The organism is Cardinium endosymbiont of Philonthus spinipes (genome assembly GCF_964030745.1).
Classification (GTDB): Bacteria; Bacteroidota; Bacteroidia; order Cytophagales; family Amoebophilaceae; genus Cardinium.
In genome coordinates this window covers 472,125-496,754 of sequence record NZ_OZ034918.1, presented here as the reverse complement: position 1 = coordinate 496,754, position 24,630 = coordinate 472,125, and the positions used below count along the sequence as shown (strand labels likewise).

23 protein-coding genes, 3 tRNA genes and 1 other RNA gene are annotated in these 24,630 nt (G+C 39.1%); 14 read left to right on the top strand and 13 right to left on the bottom strand.

Annotated elements, in window-relative coordinates:
* Positions 1 to 2: 2 nt before the first annotated feature.
* The 3 genes from AAHM81_RS02175 to ffs all read left to right on the top strand — a co-directional run bounded on the left by AAHM81_RS02175 (position 3) and on the right by ffs (position 3,159).
* Positions 3 to 599, top strand: coding sequence for a DUF5683 domain-containing protein (locus tag AAHM81_RS02175; RefSeq protein WP_342265717.1), 597 nt, complete (start codon positions 3 to 5; stop codon positions 597 to 599).
* A gap of 590 nt (positions 600 to 1,189) precedes the next feature.
* Positions 1,190 to 3,001, top strand: coding sequence for a molecular chaperone HtpG (htpG, locus tag AAHM81_RS02170; protein WP_342265716.1), 1,812 nt, complete (start codon positions 1,190 to 1,192; stop codon positions 2,999 to 3,001).
* A gap of 62 nt (positions 3,002 to 3,063) precedes the next feature.
* An RNA gene (ffs, locus tag AAHM81_RS02165) (signal recognition particle sRNA small type) lies at positions 3,064 to 3,159 on the top strand.
* An 8-nt stretch (positions 3,160 to 3,167) separates the two neighbouring features.
* Here the strand turns inward: ffs and AAHM81_RS02160 are convergent.
* Entirely contained in the window at positions 3,168 to 3,629 is a 462-nt protein-coding gene (locus AAHM81_RS02160) for a type I restriction enzyme HsdR N-terminal domain-containing protein (RefSeq protein WP_342265715.1), read from the bottom strand.
* A gap of 15 nt (positions 3,630 to 3,644) precedes the next feature.
* On the bottom strand, positions 3,645 to 4,511 hold the full coding sequence (locus AAHM81_RS02155) for a metal ABC transporter permease (RefSeq protein ID WP_342265714.1): 867 nt from the start codon (positions 4,509 to 4,511) through the stop codon (positions 3,645 to 3,647).
* A 166-nt stretch (positions 4,512 to 4,677) separates the two neighbouring features.
* Between AAHM81_RS02155 and tmk the strand changes: the two genes are divergently transcribed.
* From tmk to AAHM81_RS02140, 3 genes are all read left to right on the top strand, one after another.
* On the top strand, positions 4,678 to 5,334 hold the full coding sequence (gene tmk, locus AAHM81_RS02150) for a dTMP kinase (protein ID WP_342265713.1): 657 nt from the start codon (positions 4,678 to 4,680) through the stop codon (positions 5,332 to 5,334).
* Between the two features lie 183 nt (positions 5,335 to 5,517).
* Positions 5,518 to 6,453 carry a polyprenyl diphosphate synthase gene (gene uppS, locus AAHM81_RS02145; protein ID WP_342265712.1) on the top strand — a complete coding sequence of 312 codons (936 nt, stop codon included), beginning with the start codon at positions 5,518 to 5,520 and terminating at the stop codon, positions 6,451 to 6,453.
* Between the two features lie 131 nt (positions 6,454 to 6,584).
* Positions 6,585 to 6,827 carry a hypothetical protein gene (locus AAHM81_RS02140; protein WP_342265711.1) on the top strand — a complete coding sequence of 81 codons (243 nt, stop codon included), beginning with the start codon at positions 6,585 to 6,587 and terminating at the stop codon, positions 6,825 to 6,827.
* Between the two features lie 310 nt (positions 6,828 to 7,137).
* Here AAHM81_RS02140 and trmD read toward each other — a convergent pair whose 3' ends face one another.
* Complete coding sequence (gene trmD / locus AAHM81_RS02135) at positions 7,138 to 7,815, bottom strand: tRNA (guanosine(37)-N1)-methyltransferase TrmD (protein WP_342265710.1); 678 nt, start codon at positions 7,813 to 7,815, stop codon at positions 7,138 to 7,140.
* 40 nt (positions 7,816 to 7,855) lie between these two features.
* A tRNA-Met gene (locus AAHM81_RS02130) sits at positions 7,856 to 7,930 on the bottom strand.
* An 86-nt stretch (positions 7,931 to 8,016) separates the two neighbouring features.
* Between AAHM81_RS02130 and AAHM81_RS02125 the strand changes: the two genes are divergently transcribed.
* The 3 genes from AAHM81_RS02125 (at position 8,017) to AAHM81_RS02115 (ending at position 10,737) form a co-directional block, all read left to right on the top strand.
* Complete coding sequence (locus AAHM81_RS02125; protein WP_342265709.1) at positions 8,017 to 9,588, top strand: LptF/LptG family permease; 1,572 nt, start codon at positions 8,017 to 8,019, stop codon at positions 9,586 to 9,588.
* A 363-nt stretch (positions 9,589 to 9,951) separates the two neighbouring features.
* Positions 9,952 to 10,227 (top strand): hypothetical protein, encoded by a 276-nt coding sequence (locus AAHM81_RS02120; RefSeq protein WP_342265708.1) that lies wholly within the window; start codon positions 9,952 to 9,954, stop codon positions 10,225 to 10,227.
* 45 nt (positions 10,228 to 10,272) lie between these two features.
* Complete coding sequence (locus AAHM81_RS02115) at positions 10,273 to 10,737, top strand: helix-turn-helix domain-containing protein (protein WP_342265707.1); 465 nt, start codon at positions 10,273 to 10,275, stop codon at positions 10,735 to 10,737.
* 505 nt (positions 10,738 to 11,242) lie between these two features.
* Here AAHM81_RS02115 and AAHM81_RS02110 read toward each other — a convergent pair.
* A complete protein-coding gene (locus AAHM81_RS02110; protein ID WP_342265706.1) occupies positions 11,243 to 13,996 on the bottom strand; it encodes a putative LPS assembly protein LptD in 2,754 nt (917 codons plus the stop codon).
* 278 nt (positions 13,997 to 14,274) lie between these two features.
* Here AAHM81_RS02110 and AAHM81_RS02105 point away from each other — a divergent pair, with 278 nt between their 5' ends.
* Both AAHM81_RS02105 and AAHM81_RS02100 read left to right on the top strand, forming a co-directional pair.
* Positions 14,275 to 15,540 carry an ankyrin repeat domain-containing protein gene (locus AAHM81_RS02105; protein ID WP_342265705.1) on the top strand — a complete coding sequence of 422 codons (1,266 nt, stop codon included), beginning with the start codon at positions 14,275 to 14,277 and terminating at the stop codon, positions 15,538 to 15,540.
* A gap of 304 nt (positions 15,541 to 15,844) precedes the next feature.
* Complete coding sequence (locus tag AAHM81_RS02100) at positions 15,845 to 16,963, top strand: ankyrin repeat domain-containing protein (RefSeq protein WP_342265704.1); 1,119 nt, start codon at positions 15,845 to 15,847, stop codon at positions 16,961 to 16,963.
* Positions 16,964 to 17,105: 142 nt separating this feature from the next.
* Here AAHM81_RS02100 and AAHM81_RS02095 read toward each other — a convergent pair whose 3' ends face one another.
* From AAHM81_RS02095 to AAHM81_RS02060, 8 genes are all read right to left on the bottom strand, one after another.
* The gene (locus AAHM81_RS02095) at positions 17,106 to 17,273 is read right to left on the bottom strand and encodes a hypothetical protein (RefSeq protein ID WP_342265703.1); all 168 of its coding nucleotides are present in this window, start codon (positions 17,271 to 17,273) and stop codon (positions 17,106 to 17,108) included.
* Between the two features lie 162 nt (positions 17,274 to 17,435).
* Entirely contained in the window at positions 17,436 to 18,077 is a 642-nt protein-coding gene (locus AAHM81_RS02090; RefSeq protein WP_342265702.1) for a DapH/DapD/GlmU-related protein, read from the bottom strand.
* Between the two features lie 32 nt (positions 18,078 to 18,109).
* Positions 18,110 to 18,331 (bottom strand): hypothetical protein, encoded by a 222-nt coding sequence (locus tag AAHM81_RS02085; RefSeq protein WP_342265701.1) that lies wholly within the window; start codon positions 18,329 to 18,331, stop codon positions 18,110 to 18,112.
* A 184-nt stretch (positions 18,332 to 18,515) separates the two neighbouring features.
* Positions 18,516 to 18,782, bottom strand: coding sequence for a hypothetical protein (locus AAHM81_RS02080; protein WP_342265700.1), 267 nt, complete (start codon positions 18,780 to 18,782; stop codon positions 18,516 to 18,518).
* Positions 18,783 to 18,892: 110 nt separating this feature from the next.
* Positions 18,893 to 20,179, bottom strand: a complete 1,287-nt coding sequence (dnaX, locus tag AAHM81_RS02075; RefSeq protein WP_342265699.1) for a DNA polymerase III subunit gamma/tau — start codon at positions 20,177 to 20,179, stop codon at positions 18,893 to 18,895.
* Positions 20,180 to 20,203: 24 nt separating this feature from the next.
* Complete coding sequence (gene dnaJ / locus AAHM81_RS02070; RefSeq protein ID WP_342265698.1) at positions 20,204 to 21,337, bottom strand: molecular chaperone DnaJ; 1,134 nt, start codon at positions 21,335 to 21,337, stop codon at positions 20,204 to 20,206.
* A complete protein-coding gene (locus tag AAHM81_RS02065) occupies positions 21,338 to 22,066 on the bottom strand; it encodes a nucleotide exchange factor GrpE (protein WP_342265697.1) in 729 nt (242 codons plus the stop codon). It lies immediately after the preceding gene.
* 119 nt (positions 22,067 to 22,185) lie between these two features.
* Positions 22,186 to 22,788 (bottom strand): 1-acyl-sn-glycerol-3-phosphate acyltransferase, encoded by a 603-nt coding sequence (locus tag AAHM81_RS02060; RefSeq protein WP_342265696.1) that lies wholly within the window; start codon positions 22,786 to 22,788, stop codon positions 22,186 to 22,188.
* 492 nt (positions 22,789 to 23,280) lie between these two features.
* Here AAHM81_RS02060 and AAHM81_RS02055 point away from each other — a divergent pair.
* The 3 genes from AAHM81_RS02055 to AAHM81_RS02045 all read left to right on the top strand — a co-directional run bounded on the left by AAHM81_RS02055 (position 23,281) and on the right by AAHM81_RS02045 (position 24,457).
* Positions 23,281 to 23,354: transfer RNA gene (locus AAHM81_RS02055), tRNA-Asn, on the top strand.
* 44 nt (positions 23,355 to 23,398) lie between these two features.
* Positions 23,399 to 24,322, top strand: a complete 924-nt coding sequence (locus AAHM81_RS02050; protein WP_342265695.1) for a site-specific tyrosine recombinase — start codon at positions 23,399 to 23,401, stop codon at positions 24,320 to 24,322.
* 61 nt (positions 24,323 to 24,383) lie between these two features.
* Positions 24,384 to 24,457, top strand: a tRNA-Val gene (locus AAHM81_RS02045).
* Positions 24,458 to 24,630 lie beyond the last annotated feature (173 nt).

The window sequence follows — 24,630 nt, the reverse complement described above, 5'->3', positions numbered from 1 at the left end:
CTATGAGGGTATGTTATAAGTTTTTTTTAATGGTGGCAGGATGGCTATACTTCCCTTACCTGAGTCAAGCTAGTATACTACCACATAACTTTATTGTATCTGATTTTAGCAGCAAATCACCTAGCATCCTACATGCGACAAAAAATCAATCTAACCATCAAGCTGCTAATCAGGCAGATGAAGCAGCATTATTGTATAAGACCATGCGTATACAGGCTAAGGTACAACGCTCCTGGCTTAGCTCTATGGTAGTTCCTGGCTTAGGGCAGGTATATAACAAAGATTATTGGAAAGTGCCTTGCCTGTATTTGGGGTTTTCCTTTCTTGGCCATAGAATTTATTCAGAACACCGGGAGATGCACAAACATAAGCGAACTTTACTTATGACAGGTGCAGATAAACCAAATCCTACATTCACCGAAAAACGTATTAAGGAATGTGAACGCACACGTGATCTATTTATTATCATTGCAAGTGCCTGGTACCTATTGAATATATTGGACGCTTATGCAGGTGGTCATGACAAGACGGTTAATTTTAAAGACGATATTGGAACAAAAGAGCATGTTGCGGTAATCACCAAACCTGCTTTGCCGTAATAAGGGGCAATCAGATGCATAGAAAAAGGTAATTGTACACCCAATGGCGCGGGCTTAAGGCATTTATCTTATTTTTACCTGATTATAAGTATCTATTTACGCCTATGGCTGGGTCCCTTATCTCCTTCGATAAAAAGTCTGGCCCGATAGTAAATAGCTGAATCGATATCTTTTTCAGCGGAAAAATCGTGAACTCAGCCCGCAAGCGCGCTTCAAACAGACGATTTTCTAATCCGCTGAAAAAGATATCGCTCAGGTGTTAGCGCTTTACTAGAGCGCCATTTTTTTATCGAAGGAGACGCGGGGCTGAGCCTTTACTGCGCGCCAAATCTTTTATCGGTGGCCATAAGTGCTGTGTATACCAATACTCCATGTAAAAAATGCTGTTCTATTTAATAGTCAATAATATTTATCTCTTAAGCCCGCGCCATTGATTGTACATCTATTTGAATAGATGCATTGGCATGATTTTTGTGGATCAATGGCTAGTAACAAAGTTAAAAACTTAGCTACTATTAGAGATATTTAGCCAGGCCTGGCTGTGCAATACAGCCTACATAGATAGATTTAACCCTAATTAAATATTAGCCATGAACGAAAAAGGAACCATATCGGTACATACTGAAAATATATTTCCGATTATTAAAAAATTTCTTTACTCCGACCAGGATATCTTCTTAAGAGAGTTAGTCGCCAATGGGGTTGACGCAGTTCAAAAGCTTAAAAAGCTAGCTGCTATGGGCCTCTACGAGGGCGCTACGGATACATTACAGGTGGAGGTATTGCTTGATCCATCTGCTAAAACACTAACCATTAAAGATGGTGGATTAGGCATGACGGCTGATGAAATCAAGCAATATATTAACCAAATTGCCTTTTCTGGCGCCGCTGCATTTGTAGAAAAATATAAAGAACAAGTAGACCAACATCAACTCATTGGCTTTTTTGGATTGGGCTTTTACTCAGCCTTTATGGTAGCTAAAAAAGTTGAAATTATTACGAAATCCTATCAAGCAGGCAGCCAAGCAACCCACTGGAGTTGTGATGGCAGCACGAATTTCGAAATACATCCTACTGAAAAAAGTGAAGTGGGTACAGAGGTTATTTTGCATCTTGCGGAAGATGCCGAAGAATTTTTGGAACCAGCACGTATTCACGCTATTTTGAATAAACACTGCCGCTTTTTACCAATAGAAATCCTATTTGATAAAAAAGTAATCAATGATACCATGCCCCTATGGATCAAGCGACCGGCAGACTTACAATCTGAAGACTACCTTAAATTTTATAAAGAACTCTACCCTTTTGCAGAAGATCCGCTTTTTTGGATTCACTTAAGCATTGATTATCCATTTACATTAACAGGTATACTTTATTTCCCTAAAGCAGCCAACTATTTTGAACAAAAAGAAACGATTCAGCTCTATGCAAGACAGGTATTTATTACCAATGATGTAAAAGAAGTGATTCCAGACTTTTTACGTTTGCTACATGGTATTATTGACTCACCTGATATACCACTCAATGTATCTAGGAGTGCTTTACAGGCAGATAGTAATGTTAAAAAAATTAACACATACATTGCTAAAAAGGTAGCAGAAAAATTAGAAACCCTCTTTGCGCAAGATCGCCAAGCTTACCAGGCCAAATGGAATGATATTTCGCTTTTCATCAAGTATGGTATGATCACAGATCCTAAGTTTGATGAGCGGATCAGAGACATTGTACTATTACAAAACACAACTGGTCAATACTATACCATTGGTGAGTACAAAGATAGAATAGCTAAAAATCAAACTGATAAACATGGCAACTTGGTAGTACTCTATACAACAGATCCTCAAAAACAGGCTACTTACCTACAAACCGCACAACAAAAAGGGTATGATACATTGGTCCTAAATAGCCCAATTGATACGAACTTTATCAATTTTGCAGAACATAAATTGGATAAGGTTACATTCAAAGGTATTGACACCGACACCATCGGCAATCTCATTGAAAAAGAAGAGGCCATCACGCATACCCTCACAGAAGCAGAGAGAGAAAAGTTGAAATCTATTTACGAAACCACTATTGGTGCTGAGCAAACTACTTGGAATGTAGCTGCTATGTTGCCAGAGGAGCTACCTGTTGCCTTTATAACTTCTGAGCATCTCAAGCGTATGGCACAGTTTACACAAGGCAATGAGGCCAAACAAAAGACGTTCCGATCAATGCATGTAGCCATTAACGGGAACCATCCCTTGGCAAAAAAAATCCTAACCATTAGCGATGAAATGGTCCAAAAAACATTGGTGGAGCAGAGCTATCACTTGGCTTTATTGGCGCAAGGTCTTTTAGAAGGAACCTCGTTGGCAGCATTTATAAAAGGCTATATAGATAGTTTACTAGATGCCTAGTCATCTAGTCACTTTTTCCTTAAGAACTTTTTAATTTCAGAAAAAAGTCTTAAGTTTGACATGGCAAGCCGGTACGGCTAGCTCCTACTCAATCCCCCCAGGTCTGGAAGGAAGCAAGGGTAAAGTGGTTGTAGCAGCGCGATACTCGGCTTGCTTTTTATGCAAGCTAACTAGCCGCCATGCAGGTTTGGTAGCTTGGAATGTAGCTTATTGCCTGAAATTGTCTTAAGGTTTCTCTCCACTGCCAACAAAAGTGGTTTATACCGTTGGTGACCAGCAGATAATCGACAGTAAGCTGTCGGTTGTATTGCATCGTTTGCCCTAAGGTTTGGTTGGTCAATGCGATGTAAGGAGCTTTACATTCTACCACCATTTTAGCCACACCAAATTTATCGCACAGTATAATATCAGGTCTGTAGTACCTTGTACCACTATATATTCTTTTTTCCAAACAACACAATCCCTTAGGATAAGAGAGGTGGTGCATTAAGTAATGCAACATATGCTGGCGTACCCATTCTTCTGGTGTAAGCAATACATATTTTTTACGCACCAGATCTAAAATATAGATTTTATCTAATACTCTTTTGGTCTTATAATCAAAGGAAGGCAAGGTAAGTGACATCATTACACAACAACATATTTACCTGTTTTTTTTGGCCATTCGACAATACCAAGCAATAAGAAAAGAACAATAAGCTATCAGTGACATAATGAGTACAATCCAAGGTCCGGTAGGCATAGAGGGGATTACATAAGAAATAAAGGTTCCTGCTAAAGAAGCAAAAAATGCAATCAAGGCAGCAAACAGCATGATATAAGTCATCTTAGCCGTCCAGAATCGTGCAGTAGTAGCTGGCGTAATGAGCATGGCGCTCATTAACACCACACCTACCGCCCTGATGCCAATTACAATGTCCAGAACCATTAAACTGGTAAATAAAAAATCCATTTTTTTTACAGGCAGGCCTATTGATTTGGCAAAAAGGCGATCGAAAGCAATGACCATAAACTCTTTAAAAAACAAAAATAAAATTAAAATGATGCTGCAACTCAACCACAGCAATACCACCACATCCTCCCGTAGTAGGGTAGCTGCACTACCCAGTAAAAATGATTTTAACCCCCCTTGGCTTGCTTGGCCACTATGTTGCAGCATAGATAGCAAAAAACTACCCAATCCAAAAGTGACAGAAGCCACAATAGCAATGGCTGCATCATGTTTTATTTTTGAGTGAGCTGTGATTTGATCGATCGCTATAGAAGCCAGCCAGCCTGTAACAAAAGCACTTATAACAAGCCAAATAGAGCTTTTTTCTCCCGTTAGAAAAAAAGCCAAACAGACACCAGGCAGTACTCCATGTGCAATGGCATCACTAATTAAGGTCTTTCGTTTTAAGAGGGCAAATGTGCCAATCATCGCGCTACTAGTACTCAGCAAGATGGTTCCCAAGAGCACGTTGCGCACATTAGGATCAGAGAAGGAAAAAAAATCTTGAATAGCGCTCATGATTTATAAAATTATTTCCGCACTACTTTTATCACTAGAGGGTCTACTGAATGGCCAGACCACAATATACCCAATTTTAAGGAAAATTTGATTTTTGAATGGGTCGTGGATTTATTTATATTTTTAGATGTATAATTGATTTTTTAGCCTTAATCGTAAAATAGCTATGGGACATTTCATAAACTCTAAGCAGCGTGGCCCCTTTATTCTCGCCATTGAAGGAGTAGACTGCTCTGGAAAAACAACTTTGGCGCATCAAATCCAATCCATCTTACGTGACCAATCTTATCGCGTAAAGTTGCTACATGATCCTAAAGGAAGTAACAATACGGAAATGATTTGGAACACCATCCTAACACTGAAAAACAAAGATGTCCATCCTATCACAGAGTTTTTCCTATTTTTAGCGGCACGCAATGAATTGATCCATAAAGAAGCACTAGCAGATGATATAGATGTGGTTATCTTTGATCGATTTATTTTTTCTACTATAGCCTATCAACTAACAGATAAATCCAGGTACTGGGAGCCTTTTTTAACGACACATCGTACTTTTTCTGGCTTAATGCCAGATTTATGCATATACTGCGACATCGACTTTGATAGGTTTAAATTGCGTAATCAGACTAGAAACAAACAGGACCTATTTGATCAAATGCCCCAAAAACGCTTTGAAGCGATTAAAAAGGCTTACCAGCAAGCATTCCAGCTAGATCTATGTCCCTACCTTCAGCTCAATCAACAGGATGGTGATGCTACTAAATTAATTAATAATATTGTAGGCCATATTGCATGCCAGCGATCACACTTAGGGTCAAGTTAAAACATACTTTTGATGCGCTGCTATGTAGCGTTATAGAAAGGGAACATATAAAATGGATTTTTGACTGCATGGTATTTTTACTTAAATTGCGCCTATTTCCTCACCATTAGTGAGGTCCTTTCTCTATGCTTTTTTGCTAACTGTGTTGGATTGGTATTCATTTAAGATAAAAAAGAGCCCCAGATGCGTAACCTGTTTTCTGTAATAGCAGATAAAAAAAAATCATTCCCTTTTACTTCAGCCAAGCTATTGAGAAAAGTATGTATAATTTGCATACTACCATTTACACTATTGCCTGGCTATACTTCTTCTTCGAATCAGTATGATGGCAATACATCACTCAGCTTGCAAAAAAAGCCAAAACACATTGCCATTATTATGGATGGTAATGGCAGATGGGGGAAAAAACAAGCAGGCGATCGATCTTACGGACATAAAAACGCAAAACAAGCTGTAAAAGAAGTAATAACTGGATGCTTAGAGCAAGACATTTCTTATTTAACCCTCTATGCTTTTTCTACGGAAAATTGGAGCCGGCCAGCGCAAGAAGTAAATACCATTTTTAAAGTGATTGCTGAAGGCATTGATGAAAACATCAACCTTTTCGCTGAACACAACATTAAATTTCGTGTAGTGGGGGATACAAAAGGGATTCCCAGTTTTTGCTGGAATACATTGAAAAAAGCGATAGCACTTACCAAGCATAATACTCAGTTACACTTAACAGTTGCCATTAACTATGGAGGGAAAGCAGAAATAGTAGCTGCTTCTGAAGCACTAGTAAATGATTTTTTAATTAAAATAATGGATGAGTTTCAGAACAAAGGATTTAATCGTAATGCGCGTTTTGAAGACTTTATAAAATTTGCACATAACTATCGTGTTAAGATTACGCCAGACGTATATAAGCAATACTTAAATACAAGCGAGTTGCCTGATATTGACTTACTGATACGTACAGGTGGCCAAAAGCGGATCAGCAATTTTTTACCATGGCAGTCTGCTTACTCGGAGATACGTTTTATGGATGTAAAGTGGCCGGATTTCAAAAAAGAACATCTGATGGAAGCCTTAGTCTTTTTCCAAAAACAGCAACGGAACTTCGGAAGCGTTTTGTAAAACGTCAGCAAAACAATCGTATCTATTCACGTCACTGGTTAATAATGAATTTTATTCCACTTTTTTCTTGATAAAAAAGTGGACAAAAAATCAAGCCCTCGGTAAAAAGTTGGGGACCTCACCCCTTACAGATGGAAAAACAGAAGTCGCCCGCTGCGCGGGCTTCAAAGGAATCTGTTTTTCCTAATCATCTGCAAGGGATGAGGCCTATTTCCCCACTTTTTACAGGGGCATTTTTCTACTATGGACATAGCGTTAAACGCATACGCTACGTTTGGCTGAAAAAGCAAGTGGCTAGTCCATTACCAGCCGCCGCGTCTCCTTCGATAAAAAAATGGCGCTCTAGTAGACCTCTTGCAAAACCTACTTTGTGATGAGCAATTTTTAGGAGAAGTGTAGTCGAGCACCGCAGAATACTTAATGTATTTGAGGAGCATAGACAAGCTTCGACACCAAAATTGCCATTAGAAATAGGTTTTGCAAGAGGTCTAGTAAAACACTAACACCTGAGCGATATATTTTTTCAGCGGATTAGAAAATCGTCTGTTTGAAGCCCGCTTGCGGGCTGAGTTCACGATTTTCCCGCTGAAAAAATATATCGATTCAGCTATTTACTATCGGGCCAGACTTTTTATCGAAGGAGATAAGGCGGCCAGCCAGAGGCGTGAATCATACAAACAATGGCTACTGTTTCAGTAGGTGCGGCCTTCTTTTTTCAGTTCTGGCCACTGTTTCTTGTTGCATCCATTCCTGGATAGCTTTATGATTCCCAGAGCATAGTACATCTGGGACCTTTTTACCCTCAAAATTGTAAGGCCTTGTATAAGCAGGTGGTGCTACCAATCCATCTTGAAAAGAGTCAGTCAGTGCAGAAGCAGCATCTGATATAACACCTGGTATAACCCGAACCATAGCATCCGCTAAGATAAGCGCAGGCAGCTCCCCGCCAGAGAGCACATAGTCTCCAATACTGATTTCTAGTGTAATAAAATGCTCACGTATCCGTTCATCTATGCCTTTATAATGGCCACATAATAAGATCAAATGCTTCTTGAGTGAACATTTATTCACAAGATCTTGATGCAGTGGCTCACCATCTGGGGCCATGTATATCACCTCATCATAGTCTCTTTCTTTTTGCAACGTTCTAATGCAATTGGCAATGGGTTCTACCATTAACAACATCCCAGCAACTCCCCCATAGGGTTGATCATCAATTTTACCATGTTTATATGGTGTATAATCTCTTAAATTATGTATGTAGACTGCAAGAAGCTGCTGTTTTATAGCCCTTTGAAAGATAAAGTGTTGCAACGGGCTTTCAAACAACTGGGGACAGCAGGTTATAATATCAAGCCTCATCCAAGTATAAAAAACACTTTGTTAAGCATAACCAGCTATGTAGCGAGGAGGGGAGTTGAACCCCTGACCTTCGGGTTATGAATCCGACGCTCTAAACCGCCTGAGCTACCTCGCCATGGATTACGTTTAGTAGGTTACTAGTAGGCGCAATACTTAAATTGTTCCTATATTTAGGGTAAAGTTAGCTACAAATTTACAAAAATGAGCAATATTGCTATCAAAAAAATTGACAAACTGCTATTACGTACCTTTATAACCACCTTTATCCTATTGCTTGGGCTGGTATTGTTTGTAATGGTTATACAAAGTTTTTTCGTGCTATTTAGCGCTATTGCAGGTAAGGGGTTGGGGAGCAGTATTTATGCGAAGTTGTTTTTTTATTTGTCTATCAATCAACTTCCTAGTGTTTTCCCTATTGCCATTCTCATGACCTCTCTTATTGTTTTTGGTAATCTTTCTGAAAGTTTTGAGTTAACAGCTATGCGTTCTGTAGGTCTTTCTCTGCAACGCACCTTACGGTTGCCTTTTCTTTTTATCCTTTTTTTAAGCGGTGTTCTCTTTTATTTTCAGGATCACGTTTATCCCAATAGCAAGCATAAAATATTTGCTTTAGTAGGCGATATCTGCAAAAAAAAATCTGCTTTATTTATTCAAGAAGGCGTGTTTTGCAATAACATACCAGGGTATAGCATTCGAGTAGCTAAAAAGCTAAGTGACAATGAGCATATGGAAGGGATTATGGTCTACGATTATACTAAAAAGTATGGATCAGTTTCCATAACCACTGCAGCAAAGGGGAGGCTTTACACTACACCAGATGAAGGCTATTTGGTTATGGAACTTACCAATGGCCATAACTATGTAGAGCCTTTGCCTGCTAAGTCTACCCATGGCAAACCAGATCAAAAATCCTCTTTTTATAGAAGTAATTTTTCCAGCCAAAAGATAAGGATTAGTTTAGACGCCCTTAAACTTGGCAGCACAAATGCTAAATTTGCACATGATCCAAGGACAAGAACCCGTCCATACCTAAAAAAAATGATTGAAGAGAGATCGCAAGAAGTGTTAAGCCAGGAGCAAAACAGTAAAAAGGTTCTTGCTGGGCAAGCCAGTCGTTACCATTGCATAGAACAGCCTACCATTCAGTCGGGCAGCCATGAGTTGAGCGCATCTACATCGTCTGTTCAAGAAACAGCTAAAAATGCAGATTTTATATTGTTTAGAGACCAGCTTGTAGGGAAAAAAAACGATTCCAATACTGCATCTGTTACCTGGCCTCATGACGATGTCTTACCACAACGCGTTATTCAAGAATCCTTACGGTCTGTAAGAAAAATCAAAAACGCCTTAATAACCCAAAAAGATTATATGAATCTCTTTAATGAAACCCTAAACGATGCTTTATATGAAAAGGAACATCGCTTTGCAGTAGCCATGCGGTGTGTCATTGTGTTTTTACTAGCAGCTCCTTTAGGCTGCATTATTAGGCGAGGTGGATTTGGCATATCTGTATGCATTAGTTTCTTTTTTATACTCCTGGAGTATATTCTTTCTATATTAGGCAGAGATTGGGCTGTAGCAGGCACTATTTCCCCTTTTGTAGGTGTTTGGTTGCCTAATTTTGTTTTATTCCCCTTTTGCTGCTTCTTTTTGGCAAAGGCCCATCAAGGTAGAGGGTTATGTTCAACCGATTGGTATGCTTTTTATCTAAAGATAAAACAGTTCATTAAGCGAAGCATGCACACTAAACCGCTTTCAAACCTGGATGGCTAACCACAATTTTGAAACGCATCTATCCCCCTTAAATACAGCTAGGTATCGTGCAATACGTTATGCTACTTTTTCTAAAAATTGTACACCAACAATAGGTTTCAAAAGAGGACTGCTGTAACAAGGCGTGTAAGATTTTGTACATCCCTATAGCCGAGTTAGGCTGCGCATGGTTCCAAAATTTAACAGTTATAGTTTGTTTTTGACAAAAAACAACCCTAACTTTCATTAAAATACGATTTTTTCCTAGAAATACGTTTAACAATATTTATACAATATATGCGCATGTTATTAACAATTTTATTGACATACTTGAGCAAGTATCGTACTTTTTTGTCTGCCTCCTAGCTGCTTCTTGATTATCCCATGGAGCAGCTCACAAAAAAGCATACAGGAAAAATAATTGAGCAAGCTATTAAAGAAACTGGTTATCTGATGAGAACAGTAGCAAAAGAGCTTCCATATTATAACAACACATATAAACATCCATACTTTTTACAACTACAGCTATTACGGGGCAAATATGTAAGGCTTATGGAGGACTACCATAAGCTTTTGAAAATATTGGTGGTAGCAGCCAATAGCAACCAGCTAACAGCCATTCAAAAAAAGATTATGGAATTCCTGAAAAGGAAAGATTAAAGTATAACACTTTTTGTTTTATTCGCATCCATTTATATTGCAGTCATGGAACAACATAAAGGAAAAATAGTAGAGAATGCCATTAAGAAAAGTGGCTTTCGTATGAAAGCATTGGCTGGGAAGCTTGGCATTGCCCGCAATACACTTTATACTAGGCTAAAGGAAGCAGATTTAAAAGAATCCTTTATTATAGAGATTGGCAGGGTGATACATTATGATTTTTCAAGCGACTTTCCAGGCATATATGAAAGAAATGCACAAAAAGACGATGCTAAGGTCCCTCGTTATAAACTTAAAGAAGATAATCATCAATATACCGATGAGTTCAGTGTTCTGCTCAAGGATACCCATTTTAATCAATTACAGGAATTGAATAAAAAATATTTAAAGCTCATGGAAGAGTATAATAAACTTTTAAAAGCCTTAATTATCATGGCTAATGATGCCGAGTTAGCCGGCATCAAGCAGGAGATTATGGCATTTGTAAAAGAGCAGGAGCAAGAAAACTAAAACTGGTTAATAATGAATTGTATTCCACTTTATTCTTGATAAGAAAGTGGACAAAAAATCAGTATCCATTCATCACTGAGGCTATGTTTTTCTAAAAAAGCAATTAGGCTAATCCATTACCAGCCGCTGCGTCTCCTTCGATAAAAAAATGGCGCTCTAGTAAAAGACTAACCCCTGGGCGGTATATTTTTCAGCGGATTAGAAAATCGTCTGTTTGAAGCCCGCTTGCGGGCTGAGTTCACGATTTTCCCGCTGAAAAATATATCGATTCAGCTATTTACTATCGGGCCAGACTTTTTATCGAAGGAGATAAGGGGCCCAGACAGAGGCGTGAATAGATACTAAAAACCATTGTGGTGAATAGATATAAAATGGCGCTCTAGTAAAAGACTAACCCCTGAGCGATATCTTTTTCAGCTATTTACTATCGGGCCAGACTTTTTACCGAAGGAGATAAGGGGACCTAGCCAGAGGCGTGAATAGATACGATACAACTTGTGTAGGGCTAGTTTAGTTTATTGTAGCTTCTTTTTCTAGGTAGTTTCAGCACTTTTAAAACATTTGCCTTGACGCCTAAGGAAAAATCATACTTAGCCGAATCTCCTAGTGGATACCATTGATAGCTCAATTGCCAGCAATGCAAATCCCGTTGAATGGAAATTTCTGTAGTAGAAGGATCAAATTTACTTTCAGTAAAATTATATGTACTACGTAGACTAATTTTCCATTTTTTGACCAAAGTTATACTCCCATTAAAGGTTATATATTGCTCTATATTATAGTCTTTTTTACCCTTACTATATTCATATAGTTTTTTGTAGACAAAGTTAAATTCTGATCCAAAAGCCCAGGGTGTTTCAAAATCAATCTTATTGTCTTCTGTTTTATTGGTTAAGCGATCATGGTCATCCAATAGCCCTTTTTCTTGCTTTTGCTTTTTAGCCGAATGGTGGGTAAGATCTACATTGATCTTGAACTTTGCTTCCTTAACTTTTCCTAGATATTTACCATGGTTCCATGCAAACTCATTGATAGGTTCTTGTTTGACCTTGCCACCATCTAGCTCTATTAGTTTGTATAGATAAGGGTCAAAATTTGTGGTTAGGTCAAAGCCAATCTTTCCCATTTGGCCCATTCTTGCCTCGCTAGCAATGTGCATATCAATGCCATTGGTTAAATGACACTGTTTTGCTTTAAAATCATATTTTGTTCCAAAATCTAAGTTTTTTAACAGAAATATTTTGCGACTGGTCCGTTTTTTTTCTTTTCCTTTTTTTGCTGAATCTGGTTCTTTTTTTACCTTTAACTCAACCGTATTGTGTAGCTTACAGCTTAAAATAGATGTGGCACGATTGGTTAAATAGATGGCTGGCCGTAGACCCTTAAATGCATATTTTTCTTTTGCTCTTCCCTGTTCATCTACTACTTTTTGGAAGTATTTTTTGGAGAAATCAGGCGTGTAGGTAAAGTCAATAGTCGGTTCCACTTTAATGCGAAAGCCTTGCACCGATGTGGCTTCTTCAAAATAATGGGTATGGTAGAGCGTAGTCCCTAGCTCTGCACCGAAATCCCAAGCATACACCCTATTAAATCCTGGTACCCGTATAGGTCCCTTTGTCTCTTTTTTAAGCCAATACCATCCTTCATTATAGCTGAAATGGGGTTTGAAGTTAAAATATTCAAATAGCTTAGACTGTACGCTAAATGGTATGGTATGCTTTATACCACTTTCTGTATACTGATTCCATGGAGCAGTTGGCAGAATAGGCTCATGCTTATTGCTTAAGTATAATGCGTTAGGATCTTTTTTTGCATTTTGAAAATGGTTTTCAAAATCTATAGTATGTTTTAACTGAATATTATGAAACCAGTGGTTGGTACCTTTGGTTCGAACACCCCTAAACGGATGCCAAGAAGAACTGGTTAGGGTACCTTGTGGAAAAGTCCAGTGTTTAAAATTGGAAAGCAGGTTGTGGTTAAATGCTGTGCGTAAGGTTAATCCATAGGGGAATCCTATCAGTTGGTCCTGGTAGGACAAGCTAATAGAAGATAGATGCTCCATGCTTTTTGTATTTTTTTTATCCTCATAGTCCAGTGTTTTATAAGATTTGTTATGGAGGTCCATAGTGGCGTTGAAACTTCTAGGGCCATGCCTTAGCGTTTTATGTGCACATTTTAAAGACCACCCTTGCTCTTTTTTTGCTATATTCTTTGCAAAGTAGATATTTCCACTGCACAGATATCTTTTTTTGTAACGCAGCTCATTTTTAAGCTCCGCCATACCGCTAGAATATATACTCCCTAAAATAGAAATATCTGCGTAATCATTGAAATTTATATAGTACCCCCCATTACGCAGATAAAACCCATGGTCGCCTTCTCCTAGCTCTGGTGGAATAATGCCATGTACACGTTTTCCTTCCAGGAATAATGTTCCAAACAGACAGCCTAATGGCGTAGGTACATTATCAAAGTAAAAGCGAAAAGGTCCTGTTGTGATCTGTTTATCTTGAACGATTTTAGCCCGCTTAGTACGTATGTAAAAATGAGGATGCGCTAGCCCGCAAGTTGTATATAATACATCTTCAGCGTAAAATGTTTCTTCGTCTTCCTTTTTTACCTGTTTGCTTTTTAGAATAGATTCTTCTTGTTTGGTAAGTAGGCCATGCACTAAAGCCCGTTTGGTGTTGATGTTATACCAAATCTTATCCATAAAAAAGATCCGAGTTTGTGTAGAGCCATCTTTGCCATATTTGTTTTTTGTTATATCCTGATAGGTAAAAATAGGGTTCCCTATGGATTGATTATGTAAATCCTTACTTCCTTGCGCATGGATCATATGGGCATTTAAATGCAAAGCGACTATATCCGCCTCTAGTTTCATGCTACCATAAGTAAGCCCGCTTGTGCCATGTAAAGTAAGTATATTCTTTTTAGCATCAAAAATAATTGAGTTTTCCGATTGGTAATGTGCAATATCTAATGGTTGCTCTCCTTCTTTTTTAGTACGAGGTAGTAAGGCAAGCCACTCATAGCCTTTATTGGCAAAAAGTGGGTTTCTCAAGTTTTGATAAGTGGCATAGGGCTTTTTTGAGTGAAAGCAGTTATTTGGCACCATCCAGTTTTTATACTCAGTGTTATAGCCATTGCTAAAATAGAGGCTGTCACTAAAATATCCAGTTGCTTTTGATAAAGTAGATACACCACTCAGTATAAATGGCATTAAAACAATAATACGTAGGAAATAAGATTTAGCCACACAAACAAATTTTATTTTTACCTTTTGGTACAAGGATAGACAAGTTCAAATATAAAAGTATGTATTTGTTTTTCATATAGTAGGCTCTTAACTATTCTATTTTATTGCTTATAAGCCTCATAAATATTTTATAGATTTTGTTTTTTAGATATTTGTTTGTATTATGGAAATAATTTTTAGGTTTATCCATTGGAAGGTGATGCATGGAGTGCTAGACTTTTCTTTAGGTGGCTTATGTATGCTTAGGAATTTGAATGATTATAACACAATAAAAATCCATGAAACAGATTAATTTAAAATCGCGCCTCTTTTTTAGACCGCTTGTAGCTTTGTTTTCAGTATTTGTTTTGCAAGCTTTTTATATTGATAACTGTAGTAAGGCGAGAAAGGAGAAAGGGTATAAAAAACCAAATGATTTCCAAGCACTCCTTCCAAAATCGATACGTCCAAGTTTACAATCCTTTCACAATGCTGCAGATAGGGGTGAGTTGGGAAAAGTGCAATTCATCTTACGTGAGCTAGATGGTTTGGATGAAAAAAGTAGGGAAATGTTTTTAAACTCGCTATCAGGAGGAACAACAGCACTTGGCAAAGCTATAGCGCAGCGCAACCAACCAGGCTATAAGTTAATTATTCAGCTTTTATGTCAGCAAAAAAATATTAATCTTCATAATAAAGGACAGGATCTATTTGCGCTTTTATGTATAGCCTCAGAAGAGGGTTGGTTAGATGTAGTCAAAAAATTGCTAAGCAGTCCAGGGGATATAAGTGCTAAAAGCCTAGATATAAATGCAAGGGATAATGCTAGCACGTATCAGTGGACTCCATTAATGTATGCAGCAGCAGGTAAACATAGTGACGTTGTTGCACTCTTAATAGATCAGGGGGCGGATCCGAATAAACAAGATACGGACGGGGATACCGCTTTGCATCTAGTAGCTCGCAGGGGTTATGGCGAGGTTATAAAGCAGCTTCTAGTGCTTAAAGATAAGATTAACGTAAATGCGAAAAATAATTATAAGAAAACCCCCTTGTATGAAGCAGCATATAAGGGTCATGAGGATGCAGTTAGGTACTTATTACAAGTACCAGGTATTGATTTAAGTGCCAAGGGTTATGTTGATATTCTGCAGTGGGCAGCTCTTAATGGCTATGGAGGTATCGTAAGGATCATCCTAGATTCAAAAGTCAACGTTAATGTACATGTACGTGATGGAGATGGGAATACACTCTTGCATTTGGCAGCAGAGAAAGGATATGCAGGTGTTGTAGCATCCTTCCTAGAAGCACCTAAAACCAGTATTGATGTAAATGCGAAAAATGGTATTGGTGATACCCCTTTACATGTGGCAGCACGTGAAGGTCATATAGAAGTAATAACGGAGCTATTAAAGAGCGTAAATACTGATGTAACACAAAAAAATGATCAACACCAACTCCCAATGGATCTTCTTAAGCAGAATGAAAGCGTAGACGAGGAGGTGGTAAAAAGTGTGTTATCGCAGTTTTTGAATCATATACAGACATCGAAGAAAAGAGAATAACATCGATGTGTAGGTGTATGATAAACAATACACTTGATGATCTCAAAATTTCTCCCCTATCTTCTTATAAGTGCTGCATTTTTTTATCTATTTTATTTGGAATGCTATATATTTTTTTGTAGTCTACTATTAAGTTTAATTAGGCAAATGGTTAAGAGGAAACCCTAGGTGCCTATTGTGGCTCATGGATTTTTTTTGCCTTGTTACAGTTAAGCAGATCGTGCAATAGGTATGTCAAATGGGATATGCCTTGCAAGCATACTGCTTGATCGTGGTTATTTATATGTAATTAAATTTAAATGCTATGAAAACATATATGCACTATAGAGTAGGCCTATTTATCGGCCTGTTGATGTTTAATACCTTGGCTTCGTGTGTCAACAATGCAAGGCAAGGGATAACTTCATTTCATAATGTGAGGTATGAAATGCGCCAGGCATACGATAATGTGGCAAGAAGTTATACTTTTAATCCGAAAACAACTGTTTGCTTGGTGATGACGGGAATGGTTGTAGTCGCTAGCCTCGTTGGAGGGGCAGTGTGCGGCATTTATCATCTTGCTAATCCATCCAATAAACTAGATCCAGATATACATAATGGTACTAATGTAACCACTTCTTCACCCTTCACCTCAACCGAGTTGAGTACAAGTAGTATTACTATATTGCCTACAAATATGACTCCTGAACTAGCAGAAAACACTACTAAGGCAATAGAAGGGGGCGAAAAAAAATGGGGTACGGATGAGACGGTTTCTCAGGAGCCGACAACCATGCTAACTACGTTAAGCACTATAAGTACTATAAGTACTACAAGTACTACAAGTACTACAAGTACTACAAGTGCGGCAACTACTACGCAGCTAACCGATGATGGTGTTACAGTAGCGAATCCCATGGTCTTAGATGACCAGGTGATGAGGGACCTTAAAGCCCATGGTTTTTCGGAAGAAAGAATAGAATATTGGCTTGCTAAAGGTCTAAATATAAATGCCAGGGATGATAAAGAATTCAATTGGACACTATTGATGCATGTAATAGCTGATAAAAATGAAGCAGCACGTACGGGTCATAAGGATGTGGTTAAGTACTTATTGCAACAAAAAGATATTGATTTAAGTGCCAAAGGGTATGTTAATCTTATGCAGTGGGCAGTTGACCAGGGTGCTTCAGTCGCGGTAGAATTAATCCTAGAAACTCATCCTGAAATTGATCTAGATACCTATAAAAACAATAATAACCTCCTGCATCTGGCAGCACGAGGTGGTTTCGTGGACGTATTAGCTCAGTTAAAGGGCCACATAGCTAATTATCATCTGACGGAGAAAAATAATGATGACAAAACGCCACTTGATGTAGCTAAGGACAACGACCATCAGCCGTTTGTAGATGCGTTGCAAAAATTGATTGATAATATGGAGTGAAGCACTCGGGGTAAAAAAAGTGATAATTTGTTTCTGTATATTTTAGTTTAATCATGTTACCATAGCGTTATCAAAATGGGGAGAAAAGTATCCATTCATCACTATGGCTACGTTTTTTGAAAAAGCAAATAGCTAACAAGTACTAGTCCCGCGTCTTCTTCGATAAAAAAATGGGTATCTGTTCAATACTATGGCCATAGTGATAAAATGCCCCTGTAAAAAGTTTCGAAATAGAACCCATCCCTTGCAGATGATTAGGAAAAACAGATTCCTTTGAAGCCCGCGCAGCGGGCGACTTCTGTTTTTCCATCTGTAAGGGGTGGGTTCCGGAACTTTTTGCCGAGGGCTTGATTTTCTGTCCACTTTTTTATCAAGAAAAAAGTGGAATACAATTCATTATTAACCAGTGACGTGAATAGATACATCAGGGGACGCTTAGCGGCCTCTGATTTTCTATCCTTCAGGGTAGCCTTTAAGCTTGTTGAATCGATTTAGCTGGATTACCCAATAGTACATCGCCACTTTTTACGTTTCCTAAAACAACCGACCCAGCCCCAATGCTTGCCCCCTTTTGAATGGTAACACCCGGAATAATCCGAGCGCCCATTCCAATAAACACATCTTCCTCTAAGGTTACCTGTTCACCAATAATACTACCTGCCCCTATTTCTACCCAATCATGAATATTGGCTTCTGCTTCAATGACCACTCCATTGTGCAGTATACAGTGGTTGCCTATGGTTACCTCTGGCGCCAAACAAACTTGCGCGCCTATGTAATTGCCTTGACCAAGTTGAATCGCTTCAGCCATAATAGCAGATGGATGAACCGCAGTAATCGGGTGGGGTTTTTGTTGCGCAATTAAAAAATTTAAACAGTTTTTTCTTTTTTGGATATGCCGGTAAGCCATAAAAGAAGCACATTCCTCACTGAGCAACTCAAGGAAAGTTGGATCATCAGTAGCCCCTAAAACAGGAATGTTGTGGATGGTGGTATGGTGCCACTTGGTTTCATCTTCTAGAATCCCATAGACCATTAAATTGTTTTTTTGAAAAATATCTAAAGCTCCCTTTGTCAGATGGCATACGCCAAAAATAATTATGCCCTTTTGCATGTAATTGTATATGGTTTAAGATGATTACCTGTTCACAGGCTTAGTATAATATATTTTAAATTAATAACCATTAGAAAATAAAAAACGCAATAGCGTGCTATTGTAGCAATCATTTTTAGTATCTGTTCAACACTATGGCCATAGTGATAAAATGCCCCTGTAAAAAGTTTCGAAATAGAACCCACCCCTTGCAGATGATTAGGAAAAACAGATTCCTTTGAAGCCCGCGCAGCGGGCGACTTCTGTTTTTCCATCTGTAAGGGGTGGGTTCCGGAACTTTTTGCCGAGGGCTTGATTTTTTGTCCACTTTTTTATCAAGAAAAAAGTGGAATACAATTCATTATTAACTAGTGACGTGAATAGATACCATTTTTACCATATAAAGGTAACAATAATGAGCAATTAATAGAAAAGTTTCTGCTCAAGCAGGCTTATGTCTTAATAAGCTACTTCCAACATAAACCGTTCTTGTAGCAGCGCTATAGCAGCGTTTTTTTTACTTAAGTAGCTTAATTTTTCTTGATCTGTATAGGGCTTTTGATCGCATTGCTGCTCGATCAAAATGCTTTGAATAGTGATACCAGGATCATGCAATTTTAGTTTAGGCAATAGCTCCTCTTTGAGGCTTTGCAATAGGTTTTCTTGAACAGGATTGATTAATGAGATGGTAATGACGCCCTCTTGAAGCTTTATGGGCTGGTTCATAAGGTGATAAGCAGCTATATGGCCATTCTTTTTAAGGTGTGCTCTATAGTCAGCAAGACAAGATTGTACCACTGCTTCTGTAATGGGCTCTTTGATCTCATATCGGCTATCTACTTTTTTTTTTTAACATCTGCGTCATTCGATGTTTCCTTTGTGGCCAATGTAGATTTTAAGCTTGCTAGGGTAGGAATCGTTATGGTTTCTGGTCCCTTAGGTATTGGCTTGGTGAGCGAGTGGTCTTTTTGACCATCCGATTTGGATAATGGTTCAGCTGGTACGGGTCTGTTTTCTGGAACAGGCAAGTGGTTCGTGGCTAGCTCAATCAGTGCCAGTTCTACATGCAATCTTTGATGTTGGCTTGCCTTATAGCCCATATCGCATTGGTTTAGCCGTGTTAATGCCTTTACTAAAAAAGGAACGGTGCATTTGGCTGCATATTCAGCATAACGTGGCCGCATGTTGTCCGTGACTTCTAAAAGAGGCAACGTCGCACTGTCTTTACAGACCAATAAGTTGCGTAAATGTTCTCCAAGTCCTGCTACAAAATGGTGGCCATGAAAGCCCGCACGTAAGACAGCATCATAGAGTGAGAGGGCAGCAGGAATATCTCCTTGTAAAAAGGCTGCTGTACATTTAAAATAATAGTCATCATCCAAAATTTGGAGATGGTCGCGTGCATGAGCGTAGGTAATGGTGCCTCCTGCTCCTACAGCAGTAACCATCAGGTCAAACATAGAGAGTGCATCCCGCATGGCGCCTTCTGCTTTTTGCGCAATCAGCTGTAATGCAGATGCTTCATAAGGAATAGCCTCTTGTGTAGCAATTGTTTGGAGCTGTGTGACAATGTCTTCTATTTTAATTCTATTAAAGTTAAATATCTGACAACGAGATAAAATAGTGGGTAATATCTTGTGTCGTTCTGTGGTAGCCAATATAAATAGGGCATAGCTAGGAGGCTCCTCAAGCGTTTTTAGAAAAGCATTAAAGGCAGCATTAGACAACATATGCACCTCGTCTATGATGTATATCTTATATTTACCCAGTTGGGGAGCATAGCGAACCTGGCCAACCAGATCTCGAATATCTTCTACAGAGTTATTAGAGGCTGCATCTAACTCATAGACATTCATAGAGCTGTTATTGCTTAGGCTGATGCAATTGGTGCATTGGTTACAGGGCTCCACTGCTTCTGTCACTTGTAAGCAGTTGATTGCTTTGGCCAATATACGGGCACAGGTGGTCTTCCCCACACCACGCGGACCACAAAAAAGAAAAGCATGGGCAAGCTGCCCAGATGCAATAGCATTCTTTAATGTGGTGGTAATATGGGGCTGACTAATAACATCTTTAAAGGTAGTAGGACGGTATTTTCTTGCAGAAACTACAAACTGACTCATGGTAACATGTTAAACGATGGCACACTATCCTTGAAAAAAAGATTTAATCCGCTCAAAAAAGCTCTCTTCTTTCTTATTGGGCCTCGGTATAAAGTTAGGCGAATCACGCAGTGAAAGCAAAATATCCTTTTCTTCTTTTGTAAGCTCCTGTGGTGTCCAAATCTGAACAAAAACCAATTGATCTCCCTTTTTACTATAACTGTTTACATCCGGAACACCCTTTCCTTTTAATTTAAGCACCTCGCCGCATGATGTTCCAGGTGGAATTTTAAGTCGCACTTTGCCATATATCGTAGGCACTTCCATTTCGCAGCCTAGTGTGGCATCAATAAAGCTAATGTGCAAAGTATAGCAAATATTATTGCCCTCACGTTTTAGCCGATCGTCCTCTTCTTCTTCGATTTGGACCATTAAGCTGCCTGGCATACCACCACGAGGTGGTACATTGCCCTTGCCACGTATGGTAAGCTCCATATTCTTTTTTACCCCCTTAGGTACGTGAAAGGTAATCAGATCGTCTATTAGCTTTCTACCCTCTCCATGGCAATCCTTGCAAGCTGTTTTAATACGGCTACCTGTTCCAGCACAGTGGTTACAAACTGACTCTGTGAGCATGTTTCCCAACATGGTTTGGGTCGTTTTACGCACCACACCATGCCCTTTACATGGCCCACATTTTTCTACAGCCAGTCCATTTTCTGCTCCATTACCGCCACATGCATCACAGCTTGTATAGCGTTTTACCTTTACTTTTTTCTCAGCACCTAGGGCAATCTCTTTAAGGTTTAGCTTGATTCTTATGCGTAAATCGTCTCCATAGTTAGATGCCCTTCGGGTTCTTCTGCCGCCACCAAAAAAACTGCTAAAGGGAGAGTCCTGAAACAGGTCGCTCAAATCACCTTCGAAAAAATCGTCTCCATAGGAGCCTCCCCCTCCTTGATACCCACTTGTACCAAACTGGTCATACTGATTCCTTTTCTCTGGGCTGCTTAAAACATCATATGCTTCTGTAGCAGCTTTAAACTTTTCCTCTGCTGCTTTGTTGCCTGGATTTTTGTCAGGATGGTATTGCATAGCTATCTTGCGATAGGCTTTTTTAATCTCCTCTGCAGTGGCACTACGCTCTACACCCAGAACGCTGTAATAATCTTTTTCCATTTATACTCCAATTATAACTTTAGCAAACCGCAACACATACTCATGGATCACGTATCCTTTTTCTACTACTGCTACAATTTTTCCTTGCATCTCTAGATTATCTACCGGCTGCTGCATAATGGCTTCATGTAAATCAGCATTGAATGCACTCCCTTCCGTGATGGCTATTTCCTCTACCCCATACCTTTTTAACACCCCACATAATTTATCATAAATCAGTTTTATGCCTTCAATATGTTGTAGTGCCTCTTGACTCCCTTGCAGGGCCGCTATACATCGCTCAAAATCATCTATAATGGGCAAAAGCTCCTTCAATGTTTGTTCGTTGGCTTTGTCGGTAAAAGCGATACGCTCTTTAGCTGCACGTTTTTTAAAATTATCAAACTCAGCATAAAGACGAACATATTTGTCATTTGCCTCCATGAGTAGCTTTTGCAGTTGTTCTGATGAGCTGATCTCAGGGTTAAATGGCTGCTGATGGCCATCATCTAACTTATCAGCTGATCTACAGCAACCCGTATCTGCTTCTATCTCTTGGTGGCTACAGCAACCCGATTGCGTCACTTCTTCTTGTGCACCACAGCAGCATGGTTGAGGTGTTGTTTCCTCACCGCTACAGCAACACGACGGACGGGTTGTAGTGGACTCATTGCAGCAACTGCTTTGACTTGTATGCACTGGCTCCTTGCAGCAACCGGTTCTGTTTGTATCTGTATCTTGTAACTTCATGCTTTATCGTATAAAATGATGATGAAATCCATCTATTATGAAAATATAAAAGTAATGGTTAACATTATAGCATATGCAATTTTTTTGCCAAATGGTGGCAATAATGTCAAATTGTCATATCAAACAACACCCTGTTCTGGATATTTACCCGGTATGGATCGGTAAAAATCTTGAATATTGATCATATCTTTTTCCATATCACCTGTAAGATGAAAGGTTGGCCCTAAACCTATTTCTTTTTTTGCATAATTGATGTACCCCAAAATAACCGGCACGTTTGCTGTTTCAGCTAATCTATAAAATCCTGTTTTCCAGCGTTTTACATGGCTTCTTGTTCCTTCTGGCGCAATTGCGAGCAATAGTTTATTTGCTTGATGGAGCATTGTTGCCATGGCAGATACCATATTGGCACCTTTGGTTGCTTTGTTTCTATCTATTGGAATGGCACCCAGTTTTTTCATGAAGTAGGAAAGAGGAAAAAACATTACTTCTTTTTTTATGGCGAATCGAATGGGCACCTCTGGATGGCTTAGCTTAAATAACATGCCATAAAAAAAATCCCAGTTACTGGTATGTGGTGCCAATACCAGCACTGCTTTTTTCCAAAGGGTTGGATGGGTGGTGTTTTGAATGGTCCAACCTAAAAATTTGATGAGCGCCATGGCACACCTTTGCGTCCAACTAGCCATTTGCTTTGTTGCGCTATCTGCAGAATCCATCATTTTGTATGCTTTATTCAGATCAGCTGTTATACTATTGCGCCAAATTTAATATAAAAAAGTCAATCTTGGGATGGCTATACAGGCAATGGCGCGGGCTTAAGAGATAAATATTATTGACTATTAAATAGAACAGCATTTTTTACATGGAGTATTGGTATACGCAGCACTTATGGCCACCGATAAAAGATTTGGCGCGCAGTAAAGGTAATGAAACAATCTATTGTTCAGCTATTTACTATCGGGCCAGACTTTTTATCGAAGGAGATAAGGGGCCCAGACACAGGCGTGTAATGACGTTCCTTAAAAAACTAGAAAAAATGCGTTTTCAACCACAGTGCTGAGTAAAAAAATAAGATAAATTCCTTAAGCCCGCGCCATTGGCTATACAGTTACAGGGTGATTTTGAGTAGGCTGATTGAAAAAGGTCTATTGCTTATGAAAGAAAAAAATGGTAAAATTGTACTAGAATTCTTTCAAGACTTATTTGTATACTCCTCCTTAGCTCAGTTGGTTAGAGCATTTGACTGTTAATCAAAGGGTCGCTGGTTCGAGTCCAGCAGGGGGAGCTGCAGCTGGTCTTTTATTATAGACTGTGTTGCCAGTGGCTACAATGGAACAAGAGTGGAAGTGTTTTTTGTCTCATTTTGAAGTTTATCTTCGCTTAGAGCGTTTGCTTTCTGACCATTCTATTGCAGCATACCTTGCTGATGTAGCCAAGTTTTCCCGGTTTATGTTGGGTAAAGCGGTCTCCCCACTTACAGTTGATACAGCGCATATTCAAGAATTTTTAGCCACACTGCATGATGTGGGCATGATGGCTACTAGTCAATCAAGAATTCTTTCTGGTTTGCGTGTTTTCTACAAATTTTTATGGTTGGGGCGTCATATCACTAAGGATCCCACTAAGCTGATTGAAAGTCCTCAGTTAGGTAAGTATTTGCCATCTGTTTTGTCTGTATTCCAGGTTGAGGCGATGGTTCATGCGATAGACCATTCTACGCCAATTGGCATGCGCAATCGGGCCATTGTAGAAACGCTCTATGGTACAGGTGTACGTGTTTCTGAGCTCATCTCTTTGAAGTTAAGCCATATCTATTTCGAAGAAAATTTTGTACGTGTAATTGGCAAAGGTAATAAAGAGCGTTTGATACCCATTGGTGCGGTAGCTTTGAAGTACATTAAACACTATGTGCAGGAGGTGCGTAGCCATATGGCCATTCAATCAGATTACTTAGATACTCTTTTTTTAAACCGGCGTGGTAGGGGCTTAACCAGAGTGATGATTTTTTTAATGGTACAAGCACTTGCTAGAAAGGCTAAGGTACAGGTAGAGGTAGGGCCTCATATTTTTAGACATTCTTTTGCTACCCATTTAATAGAAGGAGGAGCCGATTTACGTGCCATACAAGAAATGTTGGGCCATAGTTCTATCACTACTACGGAAATCTATACCCATCTAGATAAAAGCTATCTCAAACAAGTTATGCAAACCTACCATCCCAGAAGTCACCTGAATGGTAGCAAAATACTTTGAGCGTGGCATAAGTGGTTTTTTTGAAAAAAATGGAAAAATAATTATATTTGTTCTTCTAATGGGGTTCTTAGCTCAGCTGGTTAGAGCATCTGTTTTACACACAGAAGGCCGCAGGTTCGAATCCTGCAGGGCCCACACTTGCTATGGATTGCCTTTTATTTAGATTTTTTTGAAACGCGCTTATGTTGAGGAGTTTGTAGGGGAGGCGGCGTGCAAAGTCGGCGTGTACTAGATGTATGTGAGGATTTGAGCACCGAGTTGTCGTGCAAATGACCAGCAGCAGTAGCGCTTCAAAAGGTCTATTGAAC